This window comes from Aminobacter sp. P4_D5, from assembly GCF_056401815.1.
The window spans coordinates 26,280-43,348 of record NZ_JBFUIP010000011.1 but is presented as its reverse complement, the minus strand read 5'-3'; the positions used below and the strand labels follow the sequence as shown (position 1 = coordinate 43,348).

Sequence of the window (17,069 nt, the reverse complement as noted above, 5' to 3'; positions counted from 1 at the left end):
CGACAGCAGCATCGTATTGGTGACGACCCAACCACACCATGTCTTTTACTGCAGTGGCTATAGAAGCATGGGCTTCGATACCAGCTGGCTGCTCAAGATGGCAGTGGTCTTCGTTGCAGACGACTGGATTCTCGTCGGCCCCAAAGCCGACCTCTGGTCCGCCGCCGAGGCTGTCGGCGAGGATTTGCGATACTTTTGCTATGGCAACTTCTTCTTCGACGACGGGGAACTGCGCGAACGCAAAGGCACTGATGTCGTCGAGTTCGCTACGTTCGATGAAGCACTGTCCGCTGCCATCACCCAACTAGCCGGCGGCAGGCACAAGCTCGCCATAGACAGCGGGCATGGGAACTCCCCCAAGCTCGTTTCGGCACAAGGGCTGCAACTGATCGACACGCGCGCGACCGCAGCCTTTTTCCGCGACGCCCGTGCGATCAAGAACCCACTCGAGATAAGCCTTCTGCGCAGCGCTTCCGCGATAACCGAAGTCGCTCTTGGCAACGCACTGCGCGATGCCAAGCCGGGCATGATGGAATACGAGATTGCCGCCAGGATATCTTCCGAGATGATCTCGCAAGGCGGCTTGCCGGGTTTCGTGGTCGTCACCTCGGGGGAACGTAGCGCGCTTGCCGATGCCTATCCCACCCGGCGGCGGATCGCCGCCAACGACATCGTCCGCATTGATGTCGGCGCCACCTTCGGCGGCTACTGGTCAGACACCGCGCGAACCGCCTTCATCGGCGAGCCGGGCAAGGATGTGCTCTCGGCCTTTGCGGCAGCCTCGATGGGCCACCGCAAGGCTTCCGACATGGTTGCCCCCGGAGTGACCACCGATGCGCTTTTTCATGAGGCCGTGGCAGCCGTCCGCCAGGCCGGGCTGCCACAATACAAGCGTCACCATGTCGGGCATGGCCTAGGCATCGAGAGCCACGAGTATCCGACAATCGCGGCCTCAAATCCCGTCGCGCTGCGGGCAGGCATGGTGGTCAACATCGAGGCGCCTTACTACCGCCCCGGCTGGGGCGGTATGATGAGCGAAGACACCTTCGTGGTGACCGCCACCGGAGCGGAGGCGCTCACCACACTCAACCGCGAATTGTTTGTCATACCCGCGTGAGGTTCGAGCCCAGCCGGCCAAGAACGATATGGGCCGCTTCGACGAAGCGATCGATCTCTTCGAGGCTGTTCGATAGGCCCGGCGACACATGGATGCCTTTCAGCGAAGGGTCTTCATCCATTGCAAACGACAGGACGTTGATCTTGAATTCGTCGAGCAGCGCCTTGGCAAACTGTCCATGATCGATGCCGTCGAGCACGAATGCGCCAAAGCCAGTACCTGGCTCGGCGTCGATGTCGGTCAGCATTGTGACCCTCTCGTGCTTGCTCAGCGGGATCATCCAGCGGTTGCGCAGATAGCGCAACCGCGCCGCCTTCTCTTCCTGGCCGATCTGAAGGTTGAACGCCAATGCATCAGGAATTGATGCCGGTAGCGCCTTGAACACCGACCCAACCTCCTCGAATTTCTCGATGGAGTCTGCCGGTTTGTTCGACCAGCTTGCCCACATTGGCCAGACGTCGGCTATCTTGTCCCGCCTGACGTACAGAAAGCCCGTGCCGCGCGGGCCGTACATCCATTTGTGAAGGCAGGTCGCAAAGGCATCGCAGCCAAGCTCATCGAGACGAAAGCAGATATGCCCAGCCGAATGGGCTCCATCGACGAAGCTGAAGATGCCCTTGGCGCCTGCCAGTTCCGCCAACGGCTTCACTGGCAGCACCTGACCGGTTCGGACAACGACATGGGGAAATGTAATCAGTCGCGTCCGCTCAGTGATGGCGTCCGAAAAGGCTTTGACGAACTCGTTATCATTGCCGCGACCGAAGGGAAGATCGACGAGCTTGAGCACTATGCCATCGCRTTCAACGCGTTGCMGCAAGATCGCAAGGTTTGAATCGTAGCAGTATTTCGTCGCAATGACTTCGTCGCCTGGCTTCAGAGTCACGCCGTTCAAGACCGTAGCAATACCTTCCATGGCGTTGCGCGTCAGGGCAATCTCATCGGCGCCACCGCCAAAATAGTCGGCCAGCATCTGCCTGATGTTCAGCGAAGAACCGCTTTCCTTGAGGTCCCGAAACGGCTCGTATTCATCCAGCTCGTACGAAAGCGACAGATCGACGAGCGACCTGACCCGGTCGCGCACTTCAAGTGGCGACGACCCTCGCCGCGTGTTGACCAACTGGGTGTGGGTGTACATCGGCTCCATGGTCTTGCGCACCGCGCCCCAGAACTCTTCGTTGTCGGGCGCATTCTTCAGAGAGCTCGCATGAGCAGTGTCACTGTTCAAAAACATCTTAGATGTCTCCGTCGTTCAGTCTGATTCTGTGTCTGTGCCGTTGCCGGCGCTTAAGCGGATAATTGCTGCTGCAGGCGTCGCGGCTCAGGTCGCGGCACGACCTCGGTGGTCCTGATCTGATCGGCGATGATGCATGCCGCACCATGGCCGGGATCAACCCAGACCGTAGGCGGCTCGGCTGCAGCGCACGCCTCCATCGCACTCGGGCACCGCGTTCGAAACCGGCAGCCTGACGGCGGATTGGTGGGGCTCGGAATGTCGCCCAGCAGTGCCGGAACCTCCCGCGTGGCCTCGATGCGCGGATCGGCACTCGGGATCGAGGCGAGCAGCGCGCGTGTATAGGGATGGGTCGGCCTTTCATAGACATCGCGAGAAGTCCCCTGCTCGACGATCTTTCCGAGATACATCACATAGACCCGCGACGCGGCCTGGCGGACGAGCGCCAGGTCATGCGCGATGAAAAGGCAGGCGACACCCAGATCCTTCTGCAGGCTCAGGAACAGGTTCATGACCTGAGAGCGGATCGACAGGTCGAGCGCGCTGACCGGTTCGTCGCAGATCAGCACGCGAGGCTCCACGGCAAGCGAGCGGGCGATCGCTACGCGCTGGCGCTGACCGCCGGACAGTTCGCGCGGATAGCGTTCCGCCACCGTGTCGGGCAGTCCAACTTGGTCGAGCAATTCGTGAACCCGCCGGCGCTGCCGGGCACGGTCGTGAATGCCGATGATCACCAGCGCTTCGGTTATCGCCTCGCCAATCGTTTGCCGATCGTTGAGCGAGGCATAAGGGTCCTGGAAGACGTATTGGACCGCTCGCCGGGTTTCGCGCAGCTTGCGTCCGCTGAGGCCGCTCAGGTCGACATCGTCTAGCAGGATACGACCGCCTTGCGGACGTTCTAGCCCGACGATCGAGCGGCCAAGTGTCGACTTTCCGCAACCGGATTCGCCGACCAGACCGACAATTTCTCCGGGACGGAGTTCGATGCTGACGCCATCGACCGCCTTGACCCATTTGCCGCGTTCGACACTCTTGAACCGCGTCACCAGGTTTTCGACGCGCAGGACTGACTTAGTGCTGGACATACACGCCCTCGTGACTTTGCTTGTTCATGATCGGGCAAGCTGCTGAAACCAGCGGCTGAACCGTCGACACCAGCGCCGGGCGTCTGACGTGACAGCTTTCGATTGCCGCGTGGCAGCGGGGCGCGAAGGCGCATCCGGGGATAGGTGCTCCCAGGATCGGCGGTGCGCCGGGCAATCCACGAAACAACGAGCCGGGCGCATCGTCGGCGCGCGGAATGGCGTCGATCAGACCCATTGTGTAGGGGTGGCGCGGTTCGACCAGGACATCCCCGACCGGCCCGTATTCGGCAACCCGGCCGGCATACATGACGGCAACACGCGAGGCGATGCCGGCCACCACACCCATGTCGTGGGTGATGAGCACGATGGCCATGTTCAGCCGCTTCTGCAGGTCCTTCAGCAAGGCGATAATCTGCGCTTGCACAGTGACGTCGAGAGCGGTCGTCGGCTCGTCGGCGATTAACAGCTTCGGCTCAGCGGCAACAGCAATCGCGATCATAACGCGCTGGCGAAGCCCGCCTGAGAGCTCGTGCGGGTACTGTTTCAACCGCGCATCGGGGTCAGACATCCTAACCAGCTTGAGAAGGTCAAGCGCCCTGCTTTCAGCCTGGCTGGAGCTCAGGCCCATATGAAGTTCAGTCACTTCGGCGATTTGCCTGCCGATGGTGCGTGCCGGGTTCAGCGCGCTCATCGGATCCTGGAAGATCGTACCGATCGAACCGCCGCGAAGCCTTCGCAACTCAGGTTCGGCGATGCCGACCAGTTCGATGTCATTGAACAGGATCGAGCCGCTCAGATCGACATTGACGCCCGTCGGCATCAGGCCGAGAGGGGCAAAGTTCAGCACCGTCTTGCCGCTGCCACTCTCACCGACGATGGCGAGCGTTTCGCCAGCAGCGACCGAATAGCTGACGCCGTCGACCGGCCGGATGACCGAGCGCTGGGTGAATAGATCCACAGACAGATCTGAAACCCTCAGAATATCTTTCGAAGCCATCCTGTTATGCCTTCTTCCATGCAGCTGCCGTTATCCGCCTCTGGCGAAGGGTCTTGCGGGAAAGCGAGGTAGGCACCCGGTTCAGCGCAATGGATTCGCCAAGCAGATTGAAGCCGATCACGGCCAAGGTGAGCGCCAGTCCTGGGAGGATGACCTGGCGCGGCGAAGACTCTAGATATGGCAATGCATCGACCAGCATCTGGCCCCATTCCGGCGTTGGCGGCTGGATACCCAGCCCAAGGAAGCTCAGAGTTGCGATCGCCAGGGCCACCGCGCCCGCATCTGCCGTCGCGTAGACCAGCACGGCACCCAAAGTGGCGGGCAGCAGGTGATGGAAATAGATCCGGGCGGGACTTGCCCCGAGCACTCGCAAGGACTCGATGTGCGGCCTGTTCATGACGTTGACCGCAACCGCCCTACTGATGCGCGCGCTGCCCGGCCACCAGGCAAGTGCCAAAGCAAGGATCATGTTCCAGTAGCCGGTTCCGAAAATCCCGATGACGGCCAGCGCCACGATAAGGCTGGGCATCGCCAACCCGACATCGACGATCCGCATAAGGCCTTCTTCGACCCAGCCTCGACGATAGCCCGCGACAGTGCCGATGGTGACGCCAACCGAAAGTGCCAGCACTAGGACAAGCGTCATGCCGACAACCGAGGTTCGCGCCGACAGGATCAGCCGGCTCAGCGTGTCCCGGCCGACATGGTCGGTACCAAGCCAATGGGCGAAGGACGGGCCCATATGCGCCTGAAGCAGGTTTTGCGCATTCGGATCATGTGGCGTCAGCCATGGCGCGAAGATGCCGAGGAAGAGAAAGGTGCCGACAGCCCAGATCGCCAGCCTGGGTAGGCTTGAAGTGTAAGACAGGAATTCGCGAAGAAATTTCATGGTCAGCTTCCCTGACGCCGAAGTTTGGGATCGGTGAACATCATCCCGATGTCGACGAGGAGGTTGAGGAGAATGAAGAACGATATGAAGACCAGCAGACACGCCTGAACGACCATGAAGTCGCGGAACAGAACTCCCGACAGGAACAGGTCTGCCACGCCCTTCAGGGCGAACAGAGGCTCCACTACAACCGCGCCAACCACCATCGCACCGGTCTGGGCGCCCAGCGCGTTGATGTAGGTTGGTGCTATGTTGGGTAGAGCGTGGCGGACAAGGATCGTCCGCCGTGTCAGGCCTTTGGCAACGGCCGTCAGTGCAAAGGGCCGCGACATCGCCTCTTCCAAGCCGACACGCACAACCCGGCTGAGCACGGCGGCAGGCAACAGTCCGATCGTCATCCAGGGTAGGATCCAGCTCGAAAGTCCGTCCGATCCGAAGGTGGGCAGCAGCCGAAGCTGCACCGCCAACCCATAGATCAAGAGCGCGCCAACAAAGAACGATGGCATCGAGGCGCCAAGCAAGGCGATGGTGCGGGTCGCGACATCGGCAAAACGACCCGGCCAGAGCGCGCCGGCAAAGCCGAGCGCGAAGCTGAGCAGCATAGCGAAGATCGCACCACCGGCAACGAGCGTCGCGGTGATCGGCAGGCGGCTGGACAAAGCCGGCCCGATATCCTCACCAGTCTTGTAGGAAATTCCGAGATTTCCCTGCAGGGCGCCGGTGAGCCAATGCGAGTAGCGGGTTACGATCGGTTGGTTCAGCCCCAGTTCCAGCTCGATCTTGTGGATGTCAGCAAAGGTGGCCTTGGGGGTACGCAGCTCCGCGATCAGGACCGCGATGTTGCCGGGCGCCGAGACCACCAGGGTGAAGCAGAGCAGCGTCGCCAGCACGAGCAGGACGAGCGAGTTGCGTAACCGCCGCGAGACTAGTGTAAGCATCGGATCCGCCCTTACGCGCCCAAGGTGATGTTCTTGTAAGGAAGGTCGTATTCCGTCGACGGCGGCGTGAAGCCCTGGACCCGCGGAGCGTGCGCCCAGATGATCGGCGCGTAGAACAGCGGAGAAATCGCGACCTCGTTGTAGAGCCAGTCATAGATGGCCTGCGTTGCGCCCTCCACGTCGCCTTCCGAGGCTGATGCAGCGGCCAGGACTAGCGGGTCGAGGTTTGCCGGATCGAGAAACAGCTTGCCGTCGACGCCATTGTTGAACGTCGACAAGAACAAGCCGACCAGCGTTCCGAACGGCTCGTAGGGCGCGCCCAACGTGTAGAACAGAGCCATGTCGTATTTTCGTGCCGGGATGTCACTGTGGCGCGAGGCATGATCTACCGAGCGTATCGTCAGTTCGATGCCGATCTCACCGAGTTGCGACTGCAGGATCTCGCCGAGCGAGCGTGAGCCTGCCATCTGTTCTTCGGAAACTACCAGCTCAAGCGACAGCTTTTTGCCGTCCTTTTCGCGGATCCCCGTACCGCTCCAGCCTGTCGCCTCGAGCAGAGCCTTGGCCGCCTCTACATCGCGCATGGCAACATCGAAGCGCTTGCCGGCATGCGGAACATTGGCGGGAAACAGGCTGCCCGCCGGCTCAGCCAGGCTCTGGTAAAGCACCTGCCCGATTGCCGCCCTGTCGAAGCCGATGTTGATCGCCTTGCGTACACGCACATCTTTCAGCGCTTCGTTCCGGTCGGGATTGTAAGCGAGTACGATCGTTGTCGTTCCGGTCTCAACCGTGACCGGGATGCCAGCGCTTTCCAGCGCCTTGGCTTCCGTCGCCTTAATGGGAGCCAGGTAGTCGCCGCCGGCCAGATCTATCTCGCCTGCCCTAAGCGCCGCCATGCGGCTGCGTGAATCCGGCAGGACCTTCAGCTCGACATGCTCGAATGACGGCAGATCGCCCCAATAGCCATCAAACCGCTTGAAGGAGCTTTCGCTGTTCGACGCAGTTTCCTGGATCCATGGTCCGGTACCGACCGGCGCCTGATAACTGCCATCCTTGTCGACCGATTTCGGGCTTAGGAAGCGCGATGGCCGGACATAGGAGAATTCGTAGAGCAACCCGAGTACCTGCTCCTTGAATTGCAGCTCGACAGTGTGTGAATCCACGATCTTGTGGCCCGAGTACAGCCGCGATGAATTCATCCAATTGTTGGCAGGCTTGCCGATCCAGCGATCCAGGTTCCACATCATGGCATCTGCGTCCCAGGGCGTGCCGTCCTGGAAGGTCACGTTCTGCCGAAGCTTGACTCGGAGCAGCTTGCCGTTGTCCTCGACGGCCCACTCCGTGGCGAGGGCCGGTACGATCTGACCATTCTTGCCGTAACGCATGAGCGGCTCGAACATGAGATCCTGCACAGCCCACAGGCCGATATATTTATGCGGGTCGAGATTTCCGGCCGGCTTGGCGATAGCAACGATCAGATCGCCATGCGCCTTGGCCTCCTGGGCGTAGGCAGCAATGCTCGACGAGAGACCGCCGAATATGGCCRGCGCAACCGCCAGGCCCTTGAGAAAAGTGCGTCTTGATGCGGTCATCCTAGTTCCCCTTGTGACATTTGTTTCGGTGCCGTCGCTCGGCTCGCGATAGCGAGCCAGGAGGAGGCGCTCTTTTGTCTAGACATTAAATTTGTAACGCGCTTCTTTTGTCTATGCAATAGGATTTTTGGTGTATCAGGGCAGCATCGGCGGCTAACTTTTTCTCATCACGGCGATTGGGGGATAGAGACCATCCACTGCCACGCAGGAGCGACTTGGGGTTCTCTCCAGCTCATCACCAGATAGTCAGGAAAGGGCGATCTATGAGGGGCACGGCTTCGAGAGTGCGGAGCATCGGAGCCATGAGCGGCGCGTGCCCTGCTGGMGAGCCAGACGGCGTCACTCGCGTTCATTAATTCCGGCAACCAAACCCTTGTGATAATTTGATTTCCTTGCCGCCGCTGCATCTCGAAACCCTATCCACCGAAGGCCGGCTCCGGGGCACGTCATCCGAGGAGCGCGCTCAACCCGACAGCAAGGCCTTCGATCTGATCGAGGAAATGATGTGATGTCGCCACCTGTTTCGGCGAAACCCATMGCCCGCGGCCCGTCCGACCAGTTGATCATTGCCTGATACTCACCGAGCTCAGCCCGTCGAGCCCGATCAATGCTGGCGGGCAGACTCGCGGGACTAGTGAGCGCCGCGAGAAAAAAGCGCCTCGTGAAGCAAAATGGCCATCCCGCGGCAGGAACGAAGATGGAAGAGAAGGAGAACTTTCGTGTTCAGTTTTTACACACACATATTACAATAAATATCTGATTTTATTTTGTTTTCACCATCAGTTCTCACTGGCGAATGCCATTAGCTGCGTGTCGACCAATCACACGATTGGAAGACAAAGGAACTGCGGTACAGGGCAGGATTCCGATGAGTCTTCCCACTGATTAGTCACTGTCACCTCGACTGTCGTCGCGGCCAGCATCGATGGTCGACGTTTGGCTGATGACAGCCGCGGGCGTGCCGCCGAAGAAGACCTGGGCCGGCGTCTCGAACCCCACACCACTTAAGACCTCAGTTTCGATTGCTATCAACGGTCAGCGGCTCAGGAACGGTGAGAGCGAAGGGTCAGCTTTTCGCGACGTAGTCTGGTTCCCAAGGGGCGGAACGCTTCGCCAGTTCGACCATCTCCGGCACCGAGGTCGCTGGCGCGGACAAAGCGGCCATGAACTCGACGAAGCCTTCCGGACTCATGCGGATCAGCCGGTTCTCCATCAGTACGTCTTCGGCGGCGCGCACAGCCGCATCGCGCACGAAATCCGTGCGCGACCGGCCGCGCAGACCAGCAGCGCGATCGATCATGGCAATGTCGACCTTGGGGAGGCGCATCGAGATCGGATGTTCCTTGCGTTTGACGTAAATGGCTATGTCACTCTCCTTGTTCAGGAGGCAGCTGATGGTAGTGCAAATTGCAATACAGCATAACATCAGGTTGCCAGTCGCTCCTCCTCTTTCGGTTCTCCCACCGGCCCGCGTAGTAGCGTCGCCCTAATGGAATGAGAAGGTTGGCCATGTGGTCCGATTTGTTCATTGCTGCCGTGCTGATCGTTTGTTTGCTTGCACGCTCGCTTTACGCCGCACACCAAGCCTTGTACGCCACGACCGTGCCAGCCGGTTGGACCGGCGCCGCTTGAGCATCGACTACCCGACCTCTACTCGTCGTAAGGGTTTATCCGCATCTTAACTAATGTATGCCATTGTTCCTGCATTGGTGTTCTGCGCAGGAGAGTAGAATGTCTGATCCTATTGACCAGGAAGAGCTTCCGAAGCCCAGCCTGCTTCAACGCAGCCGATCAATTGTCCGAGCGACAATGCCGTTCGCTTCGCCGGTCGTATCGATAGGATGTGCGATCGTAGTAGGATATTTCACCTACGTGGCCGCCAACCAAAAACCACCCGAAGACATGGCTTCACTGGCCATTTCAATCCTGAAATCGGGCGATGCATCACCGGAGATGCGCACCTGGGCGGCGGGCGTTCTCAGGTTCCAGACCGGCATTTCGATGCCTGCCAGAATTAACCCGCGATGAAAGCGACATAGGCGGCTGCCATGCCCGCCGCTAGGATAGTCAAAAGTCCTTCATGACGTGCTCGGCGCCGTCGATGACCACTGCGTCCGACATGGCGGGTTCTACGAATGGCACTGGGAAGATCATACGAAGCCCAACAGTCCAGTCAGAATGTTTGCCGGCCTTCTGTTACGCATCCGACAATGTGCAGGCCGCGATCGCCGATTTCGCCATCGCGCAGGGCGTCAAGAAGGCCTTCCTCCTGACCTCGCTGCCGCCAAGTCCCTCGCATGCCATCAAGACGTATGGCTAGGGCAAATAGCCATGCCGTACTGCCCTGTGTTTCTCATCGAGTACAGCATTTGGTGAGAATGGCGGCAATCGTTCCCAGCATGATCCTTTCGCAACCGATGCGTCCATCGAAGGTGGCGCCAGTCGGACGAAAGCCGCAGCTCTGGTAAAGGCTCGTCGCCGGTTCGTTTTCAACATTCACGGACAACATCAGTAGCGAAACCGCTGGGCGGTTCTCAGCCACCCATCGTGCTGCCGTTCGGACGGCGGCGGTTCCATAGCCCCGGCGTTGAAACTGTCTGCCGATGCGGAAATTGTGCAGCGTCATCACATCGGGCAACGCCCATGCGGGGAGTGCAGGCTCTTCTCGGAGAACGCAAAAGCCGATTGCACTGTCGTCGTGGGCCACAATGAAGGGATGAACGGCCTCCGGATGTGGGATGCTGCGCAGGCGGTCGAACAGCTCCCAAATGTCCCCACCAGAAAATTCCTGTTGGTCTTCGTCGAGGTATATCGCTGTAACGAATTGCTCGTCTGATAGTGGAACCTCTCGGAGATGTAACTCCATCTGCGGCGCCTTTGCCTATGGTCTTACGCTTTCAGGCCACGACCTGGCGGCGGTGCGCCTGGTGGAAAGAGCACCGGTCCTTCAATGCCATAAAAGCGTCTGGTACTTCCCAAAGCTTCTTGAGAGACCTCAATGAGGGCACCGACTGTCTCGCAGTCTTCGAGCTGCAACCTTTCGCCAAGAACCTCCACCGTCCAGCCGAGTGCTCTCAGTCGGTCTGGCCAGAACGCTTCGCACACGACGCTGATCTTTCGAATTCCGAACCTCAGGCTCGCCTCAAGCAAGCCGCAAAGCACTTCTCCGGCTAGGCGCGCGGACGTGCCTGTTCTCCGGTAGGGAAATGCGATGAAGAAGCGGGTCCACTCATAGATGTCAGGAGCGCGAGGGGGCGTGCCATTGGCAAGTTGTGGAAAGACGTTGCCAAGCAGATGTGGCTGGGTCGTAGGCACCATCCTGGACCCGCCTATGACGTCGCCAGAGCTATCGACGGCAAGGAGATAGACTGCATGCTCCGTATCGAACGCGTCCATTTCGATGTCGATGGGGCGCCCAAGTGCCTGCCACCGTCGTTCGACCACGTAGATTTCATGACGCAGCCGAAAATGTCGCTCTAGCTGTTGTTGATAGAGCTGTCTATTTGACCAATCGACAACGAGGATACGACCCATGGCGACCTCCTGTCCGTTTGTATTTGGTCGGGGTCTTCGTCGCTATCGCCAAATATGGTCATTGACTGCCTGTATTTCTCCAAAGACCATTGCTTTCGATACGGCTTGGGAGACCTTGTTTGCGCCGATTTTTTCGTTTGGAGCATTTTCAAGACCCCTGCCGTCGTCTTGATCTCCAAGATCTCCGCAGCGGCACTCCCGAGGATTGGTACTTCTTCTTCGATCGGTATCGCAGGACTCCTCGCGCTGAATAGCGTAGAGAATTAAATCATTATACGTGATGTATAAAATAAAACTTAACCGAAGTATTACTTAATCGATAAATCAAACTTACCAAATCGCCAAATAAGCAACGCGATCAATAGCCACATTTTATCTGTTCTTTGAACGAGCAGGCATCAGTCTCTCGCATCGCTGTCGTGATAGGGCCCAGCATCCGCGTCCACCCCGGCAACTGTCGCGATCAGCTCCCAGCCTTCGACTCCAAGAGTCCGTGCGAGGATTTCCAGCGTATCCAGTGTTGCATTTCGGCGGCCGGTCTCAACGCTGCTCACATAGGCGCGTGAGAGGCCCGAGAGGAGCGACAGACGTTCTTGCGACAGGTCGCGTTCTTTGCGTAGCCGACGCACATTCACGCCCAGACGACAACGTAAATCCATGATAGCGCAGCACCTCCGTGATCATTATAGAATGGCACACTTTAGGAGTCATTTTGATTGACTTCAACCGGCATGCCTGTTTCAAATCGAACTTGGATAAACTCACAGCCTTGAGAGGAATGATGAAGCAGGCCACTCAACCTCGGAAGGTCAGATACGCCTTGTCTGAAGACAATGCCAAACAGCCCTACAGCAAGGACATCCGGCTTTTTTCGCAAGATCTAGCTATTGCAACCGCAGGCACCGCCAAGCCTTTCGTAGGGTTCCAGGCGTGAGGGGCATAGAGGGCTATTCCTGCATCAGGTGCGACGCGCATTTTCCCGCAGCACTGACGATCGACTCCAAGGGCTGTCCGTTCTGCGCGCCGGTCGCCCCTGCCAATCTGGCGCCCATCTATGGACAGTCAGCGATTAGCAGTGCTGTTGCAGGTGACCAGTACGGTCGTTCGTCATTGTGGAAGTATGGCCAATGGCTGCCGTGCGCGCCCGAGGACATCGTCACCCTGGGTGAAGGGCAGACGCCCCTGATCTCTTGTCCGCGGATCGGTTCATCGATGGGGGTGGCTAACCTGTTCATCAAGGATGAGAGCCGCAATCCGACATGGTCGTACAAGGACAGGTTCTCGACGGTAGCGGTCTCAATTGCGCGCGCGCAGGGCGCAAAGCTGGTTGCCACAGCGTCATCAGGCAATGCCGGTGCGTCGCTTGCCGCCTACGCAGCACGAGCGGGTATAGGTTGTGTTGTAGCAACATTTGCAGGCACGGCCAGCCCAATGCTGTCCCAGATCAGGAGGCACGGCGCCACTGTCCTTTCGCTGACCAACAAGCAGGACAGGTGGAAATTCCTTGCTGAGGCCCAAGAGCGGTTTGGATGGTTTGTCACGTCTCCTTTCAGCGCGCCTGTCGTTGGTAGTCATCCACTTGCTATCGAGGGCTACAAGACGATCGCTTACGAAATCATCGAACAAGGATCGGGTGATGTTCCGGACTGGTGCGTCATGCCGGTCTGCTATGGCGACGCTTTGTCAGGCGTATGGGCTGGTTTCAAGGAGCTGTTTTACGCTGGCCTCATAGACCGGTTACCAAAAATGGTGGCGGCAGAGGTTCATGGCTCTCTGTCGACCGCACTCGCAGAAGGGTCGGACCACATTCCGGAACAAAGAGTTTGCTTCGACGCTCTCGCCGTGTCGATTGGTACTTCGCGAAGTACCTTCCAGGCGCTTAGAGCACTCCGAGAATCGTCAGGACATGCTGTGCCGGTATCCAACGATGGACTAATGGAGATGCAGTCCCGCCTGGCTAGGGGCGAAGGAATTTTCGCAGAACTGGCATCGGTTACCCCTCTCATGGCGATAAGGACACTGGCCGATCGTAAGGTAATAGCCGCCGGGGATAGGGTCGTTGCAGTTGCTACTGCTGGGGGTCTCAAGGATCTCGATCGGTCTACCGATCCGCAAACGCGCCATGAGACGTTCGCCACGACCGCTGATGCCTGGAACTGGTTCTTGAAAAGCCGGTCAGTGACGCGACATTCCCCTACGCAGGACGGTCAGGTGTGACACGCGAAACGCATCGTCAGCGCATATTTTGCTGGAGGCGCATCACTTCATCAAGGCTGCGCCGTCGCCAGTCAAAACGTGTCCAAGCAGCCTCTGATCTGGGCTCAATTTTGGAGATTCTCGTTGGAGCGTCGTATGCCGGAGTTCTCCAACCAGGCAGTGTGGCAAGCCAAATATCGCTGTAAACTGTATCGGAATGCCGATGCCCTTCGTCCGGCATGATCACAGCGACCCGTGCGTCGGGGTTGGTTTTGCTCACCCACTGCCCAACCAGTGCGGAGGCACCACTGGTTGGGCCCATGAATATGCCATGCTGTCGGAACAAGTGGTGGGCAGCATGGAATGCCGGATATGCCCCAACCCAGTGAATTTCATCTATCAGCTCGTGGCGAACATTCTTGGGTAAGACGCTATTTCCCAGGCCTCGCAGCACTCGTTTCCCGAGCGGCTGTCCAAACAAAATGCTGCGATGCGTGTCGACCGCGATAATCTTCAGATCAGGAAACACCGATCGCAAGAAAGTGCCGGTACCGCACAGAGACCCGCCTGTCCCGACACATCCGACAAGGCAGTCTATCTGCCCCATTGCGCGCACAAAAAGATCGGCCAAACGGGCGTATGCAAGCCAGTTTCCGTCGCTGTCATATTGGCGTGTCCAAAAGGCATCCGGCTCCAGGCGCAAAATGGTGTTCAGACTTTCGAGCCTACCGGTCTGGTTGCCGTCGCCACTGATATCATCGAGCGCAACGACCTCGGCTCCCAGTCGCTGAAGTCGTGCCTGGTACTTTGGATCCATCAGGCTTGATGCGGTCACAAGGGTTAGGCGATAGTCACGGGCTGCGGCGAGGAGAGCCACCGCCATGCCAAATGTGCCTGATGTCGTTTCGACGATATGAGCTCCCCTCTTGAGCTCACCTGACGCTTCAGCTCGATCGAGGATGAAACGAGCGGGCATCAGCTTCATCAGCGGAAAGGCTGCCACAACAAGGTTGTCCGCCAACCTGGCCATTCGGGGCGTCTCGAGCGCCTTGAAGTAGTCTGCTTCAATCCGCATCTGCGCCTGCCCTCGGATAGTTCGGCTGTATAGCGACGTCTTTGAACCCGGCTGCGGCGGCTGCCTCTGCAATTTTGCGCGCAACGTCGGCGAGACCGGGCGCCGAGGCATCCAAGAGGATGCCAATGAGAGATCCGCTATGGGCGACCTGAACTCCGCAGGCCCGAAACTCGTTTGCGATGCCAAGGGCGGTCGCAAATTGCGCCTTGGCGAGATGGCGTTGGCTAATTTTTGCGCTGAGTGTGGCTGCTTGTCCCAGCAAATACGGGTCTTGATATCTTATTGAGCGCGCCGCCAACCCTCTCAACAATGCAAAGGTCTGGATTTCTTCACCGCAGTAGCGAGCCGGCCGCAATGCGAGCGTATCGACTGACTGCCCGTCATTTGCTTTGAAGCCTATGACGCAGATCGGTGGCAGCGCATCGCCAAAATGTTCGATAACCACGCCTTCGCGTTGAGCAAACAAAACGGCCTGGTCTTCAAATGCTATGGCGTCACTCGCTCGCTCAGCCTTGACCGCGAGGCGGGAGATGACTGAAGGGCGAAGCTCCACCTCGAATGCATCAGCAACAGCCCGTATCGAGGCAACGACATCGGCGGTCGATGACCCATATCCATGGCCCACCGGAATCGCACTTTCAATTTCGAGAACGCCACCCAGATGCCCATCGAGGTGAGTTAGCGTGAGCAGCGCTGCTTTTGCCGCTTTCATCTTTTCCGGCGGGATCACGCTGACTCCGCTGCTATCCGCAATCCGGAAAATCGCGAGAGAGCCCATACTTCTCAAGGGAAGAGTGACTAGCGCTCGATGAAGACGTCCTCTCTCATCTTCGAAGACACCCTGAATGAGTTCGCCATGATGTGCATGTGCCTGCCCCCTTCCCTGTCTTACCAGGAGAGGGACATTATCAGGCGAGACCGAACCGCCCGGAGAGCTCGTATATCCCTTCACCGCTCTTCTCCATCGTAGCTGTGAGCTGGATGGAAAAACTGATTGAGAACGGCACGCCTGTCATTCGCCACATCTTGCGATTGACGGGATTTCTACATTGCCGACTATGCAGTGCCCGAAAGACAGGTCGAGCCGATCACGATCAACAAAGGGGATCACTCGGGTACGATGGTCCGACGGGTCGAACCTTGCTTTCCGCGATTGTGGCTTGTTCTCGACGCCCGGTCTCGAACAACCAGGCTGTGACCCTATAGAACGGTAACGGCGGAGCAGTTGATGGCTGACCATCGCTTGTGACAACTCGATGGTCCTGGTCGCGCCACGAGCGGAAGTTGACGCATGGCCCAAGAGCGGACGTTCGCATGCTTTGAGACGGCGCCTGGTGGCGCGCCCTTTCGAACGCGTTGCCGCTCGCCTTGGCCCGCGGTTCAGATGAACCACGCTTAGCCAAGGCGCGATTGCTCACGAAACTGACGCGGCGTGACGCCCGTCATCCTGCGGAAGGCGCGACTGAAATGCGCAGGGTCCGAGTAGCCGGAGGAAAAGGCGATATCGATGATCCTGCAATCGGTGTCGCGCAGAAGCCGGCTCGCATTCTCATATCTGGCCGTTTCGAGTATGTCCGAATAGGTAAGGCCGACATGGGCGAGCTTGCGTTGAAGCGTCCGCGTGCTAACGCCTACGATGTCGGCGACGTCGGCTAGTGCCGTTGTTCCCTCGTCGAGATAAGCCGGTAACATCAGCTTGAGCAGTTCGACGATGTCGTAGCCGGAGGGGTCGTCTTCCTGGTCTCGCGGCGGCGCAAACAAGGCGGTGGACTGGTTGGAGAGGCTGAGAAGCGCGATCGGCAGGCTGATCCAGGCGGAATGCTGACCTGACAGAAACTGCACGTTCGGCCAGGAGGATCGCGTTGCCGGGCTCGGCGCATACGATGATTCAAAGGCAATCGCTGTCGGCATCCAGTCTTGCCCTGCGAATTGCCGGACGATGTAGATCGAGAAAACATTCTGGATCCATTGTGCGTATTTCAGATGCAGGAGCCCGGTTGTGCCGGCGAGCCTGCTGCAGACCCGAACATGATCCGCGCCCTGTTCGATCCACATGCTCAGAATGGTGTCTTCCCTCGACGCCCAATGGCAGGCATGCCGGAGCGCGACGAGCAGCGTTGGGGAATGTGCAATCAGGGCCCGTGTCTTTTCCCTCATATGAGAGAAATGCAGGCGTTGGGCGGCGAGAAAGCCAAAATCCTCGATGCCCTGGGTTCTTTGGGCAGCCTCGACGAAGCGCAGTGCTGGCAGGAGCGGCAGGTAGAGATCGCTCTTTTCGGCCAGGGACGATGGCAGCCGGGACCTCTCCAGCAGCGTCTCCGTCGGAGCGCCGACATCATCGAGGATGTTGACGAAGGGCAGGAGGAACTGGCCGCGCGTCAAGGGGATATCAGCCATAGGACCTCACCGCACCCG

General features: G+C 58.7%; 17 protein-coding genes. 4 read left to right on the top strand and 13 right to left on the bottom strand.

Going from position 1 to position 17,069, the window contains the following annotated elements:
• Positions 1 to 67 precede the first annotated feature (67 nt).
• On the top strand, positions 68 to 1,117 hold the full coding sequence (locus tag AC1DWF_RS04710; protein WP_476804343.1) for a M24 family metallopeptidase: 1,050 nt from the start codon (positions 68 to 70) through the stop codon (positions 1,115 to 1,117).
• On the opposite strand, the gene AC1DWF_RS04705 is transcribed toward AC1DWF_RS04710, so the two are convergent.
• From AC1DWF_RS04705 to AC1DWF_RS04675, 7 genes are all read right to left on the bottom strand, one after another.
• Positions 1,104 to 2,348 carry an aminotransferase class V-fold PLP-dependent enzyme gene (locus AC1DWF_RS04705; protein WP_476841479.1) on the bottom strand — a complete coding sequence of 415 codons (1,245 nt, stop codon included), beginning with the start codon at positions 2,346 to 2,348 and terminating at the stop codon, positions 1,104 to 1,106. The two genes, AC1DWF_RS04710 and AC1DWF_RS04705, sit on opposite strands and share 14 nt — an antisense overlap.
• A 53-nt stretch (positions 2,349 to 2,401) precedes the next feature.
• A complete protein-coding gene (locus tag AC1DWF_RS04700) occupies positions 2,402 to 3,433 on the bottom strand; it encodes an ABC transporter ATP-binding protein (RefSeq protein WP_476785337.1) in 1,032 nt (343 codons plus the stop codon).
• Complete coding sequence (locus tag AC1DWF_RS04695) at positions 3,420 to 4,391, bottom strand: ABC transporter ATP-binding protein (protein ID WP_476841478.1); 972 nt, start codon at positions 4,389 to 4,391, stop codon at positions 3,420 to 3,422. The genes AC1DWF_RS04700 and AC1DWF_RS04695 overlap by 14 nt, the downstream gene beginning before the upstream one ends.
• 43 nt (positions 4,392 to 4,434) lie before the next feature.
• The gene (locus AC1DWF_RS04690; RefSeq protein ID WP_476785339.1) at positions 4,435 to 5,319 is read right to left on the bottom strand and encodes an ABC transporter permease; all 885 of its coding nucleotides are present in this window, start codon (positions 5,317 to 5,319) and stop codon (positions 4,435 to 4,437) included.
• 2 nt (positions 5,320 to 5,321) lie between these two features.
• Positions 5,322 to 6,257 carry an ABC transporter permease gene (locus AC1DWF_RS04685; protein ID WP_476785340.1) on the bottom strand — a complete coding sequence of 312 codons (936 nt, stop codon included), beginning with the start codon at positions 6,255 to 6,257 and terminating at the stop codon, positions 5,322 to 5,324.
• An 11-nt stretch (positions 6,258 to 6,268) separates the two neighbouring features.
• Positions 6,269 to 7,849, bottom strand: a complete 1,581-nt coding sequence (locus tag AC1DWF_RS04680; protein ID WP_476841477.1) for an ABC transporter substrate-binding protein — start codon at positions 7,847 to 7,849, stop codon at positions 6,269 to 6,271.
• Between the two features lie 1,066 nt (positions 7,850 to 8,915).
• Entirely contained in the window at positions 8,916 to 9,176 is a 261-nt protein-coding gene (locus AC1DWF_RS04675) for a type II toxin-antitoxin system TacA family antitoxin (protein ID WP_476786950.1), read from the bottom strand.
• Positions 9,177 to 9,580: 404 nt separating this feature from the next.
• Here AC1DWF_RS04675 and AC1DWF_RS04670 point away from each other — a divergent pair, with 404 nt between their 5' ends.
• On the top strand, positions 9,581 to 9,877 hold the full coding sequence (locus AC1DWF_RS04670) for a hypothetical protein (RefSeq protein WP_476786949.1): 297 nt from the start codon (positions 9,581 to 9,583) through the stop codon (positions 9,875 to 9,877).
• Between the two features lie 325 nt (positions 9,878 to 10,202).
• On the opposite strand, the gene AC1DWF_RS04665 is transcribed toward AC1DWF_RS04670, so the two are convergent.
• From AC1DWF_RS04665 to AC1DWF_RS04655, 3 genes are all read right to left on the bottom strand, one after another.
• The gene (locus AC1DWF_RS04665; RefSeq protein WP_476786947.1) at positions 10,203 to 10,715 is read right to left on the bottom strand and encodes a GNAT family N-acetyltransferase; all 513 of its coding nucleotides are present in this window, start codon (positions 10,713 to 10,715) and stop codon (positions 10,203 to 10,205) included.
• Between the two features lie 23 nt (positions 10,716 to 10,738).
• Entirely contained in the window at positions 10,739 to 11,383 is a 645-nt protein-coding gene (locus AC1DWF_RS04660) for an acyl-homoserine-lactone synthase (protein WP_476787819.1), read from the bottom strand.
• Positions 11,384 to 11,781: 398 nt separating this feature from the next.
• The gene (locus tag AC1DWF_RS04655; protein WP_476786457.1) at positions 11,782 to 12,042 is read right to left on the bottom strand and encodes a helix-turn-helix domain-containing protein; all 261 of its coding nucleotides are present in this window, start codon (positions 12,040 to 12,042) and stop codon (positions 11,782 to 11,784) included.
• A 53-nt stretch (positions 12,043 to 12,095) separates the two neighbouring features.
• On the opposite strand from AC1DWF_RS04655, the gene AC1DWF_RS04650 reads away from it, so the two are divergent.
• Positions 12,096 to 12,317, top strand: a complete 222-nt coding sequence (locus AC1DWF_RS04650; RefSeq protein WP_476786458.1) for a hypothetical protein — start codon at positions 12,096 to 12,098, stop codon at positions 12,315 to 12,317.
• Positions 12,314 to 13,600 (top strand): threonine synthase, encoded by a 1,287-nt coding sequence (locus AC1DWF_RS04645; RefSeq protein ID WP_476786459.1) that lies wholly within the window; start codon positions 12,314 to 12,316, stop codon positions 13,598 to 13,600. Before AC1DWF_RS04650 ends, AC1DWF_RS04645 begins: the two co-directional genes overlap by 4 nt.
• Positions 13,601 to 13,616: 16 nt before the next feature.
• On the opposite strand, the gene AC1DWF_RS04640 is transcribed toward AC1DWF_RS04645, so the two are convergent.
• The 3 genes from AC1DWF_RS04640 to AC1DWF_RS04630 form a co-directional block, all read right to left on the bottom strand.
• Positions 13,617 to 14,654: a PLP-dependent cysteine synthase family protein gene (locus AC1DWF_RS04640; RefSeq protein WP_476787820.1), complete on the bottom strand. Its 1,038-nt coding sequence runs from the start codon at positions 14,652 to 14,654 to the stop codon at positions 13,617 to 13,619.
• Entirely contained in the window at positions 14,644 to 15,384 is a 741-nt protein-coding gene (locus AC1DWF_RS04635; RefSeq protein WP_476786133.1) for a GHMP family kinase ATP-binding protein, read from the bottom strand. The genes AC1DWF_RS04640 and AC1DWF_RS04635 overlap by 11 nt, the downstream gene beginning before the upstream one ends.
• 665 nt (positions 15,385 to 16,049) lie before the next feature.
• Positions 16,050 to 17,051: a helix-turn-helix transcriptional regulator gene (locus tag AC1DWF_RS04630; RefSeq protein WP_476786132.1), complete on the bottom strand. Its 1,002-nt coding sequence runs from the start codon at positions 17,049 to 17,051 to the stop codon at positions 16,050 to 16,052.
• Positions 17,052 to 17,069 lie beyond the last annotated feature (18 nt).

What these genes read in the sequence shown, in the direction of transcription:
- AC1DWF_RS04710 (WP_476804343.1), top strand. Translation starts at nt 68, where the DNA reads ATGGGCTTCGATACCAGCTGGCTGCTCAAGATGGCAGTGGTCTTCGTT.
- AC1DWF_RS04700 (WP_476785337.1), bottom strand. Translation starts at nt 3,433, where the DNA reads ATGTCCAGCACTAAGTCAGTCCTGCGCGTCGAAAACCTGGTGACGCGG.
- AC1DWF_RS04690 (WP_476785339.1), bottom strand. Translation starts at nt 5,319, where the DNA reads ATGAAATTTCTTCGCGAATTCCTGTCTTACACTTCAAGCCTACCCAGG.
- AC1DWF_RS04685 (WP_476785340.1), bottom strand. Translation starts at nt 6,257, where the DNA reads ATGCTTACACTAGTCTCGCGGCGGTTACGCAACTCGCTCGTCCTGCTC.
- AC1DWF_RS04675 (WP_476786950.1), bottom strand. Translation starts at nt 9,176, where the DNA reads ATGCGCCTCCCCAAGGTCGACATTGCCATGATCGATCGCGCTGCTGGT.
- AC1DWF_RS04670 (WP_476786949.1), top strand. Translation starts at nt 9,581, where the DNA reads ATGTCTGATCCTATTGACCAGGAAGAGCTTCCGAAGCCCAGCCTGCTT.
- AC1DWF_RS04665 (WP_476786947.1), bottom strand. Translation starts at nt 10,715, where the DNA reads ATGGAGTTACATCTCCGAGAGGTTCCACTATCAGACGAGCAATTCGTT.
- AC1DWF_RS04660 (WP_476787819.1), bottom strand. Translation starts at nt 11,383, where the DNA reads ATGGGTCGTATCCTCGTTGTCGATTGGTCAAATAGACAGCTCTATCAA.
- AC1DWF_RS04655 (WP_476786457.1), bottom strand. Translation starts at nt 12,042, where the DNA reads ATGGATTTACGTTGTCGTCTGGGCGTGAATGTGCGTCGGCTACGCAAA.
- AC1DWF_RS04640 (WP_476787820.1), bottom strand. Translation starts at nt 14,654, where the DNA reads ATGCGGATTGAAGCAGACTACTTCAAGGCGCTCGAGACGCCCCGAATG.
- AC1DWF_RS04630 (WP_476786132.1), bottom strand. Translation starts at nt 17,051, where the DNA reads ATGGCTGATATCCCCTTGACGCGCGGCCAGTTCCTCCTGCCCTTCGTC.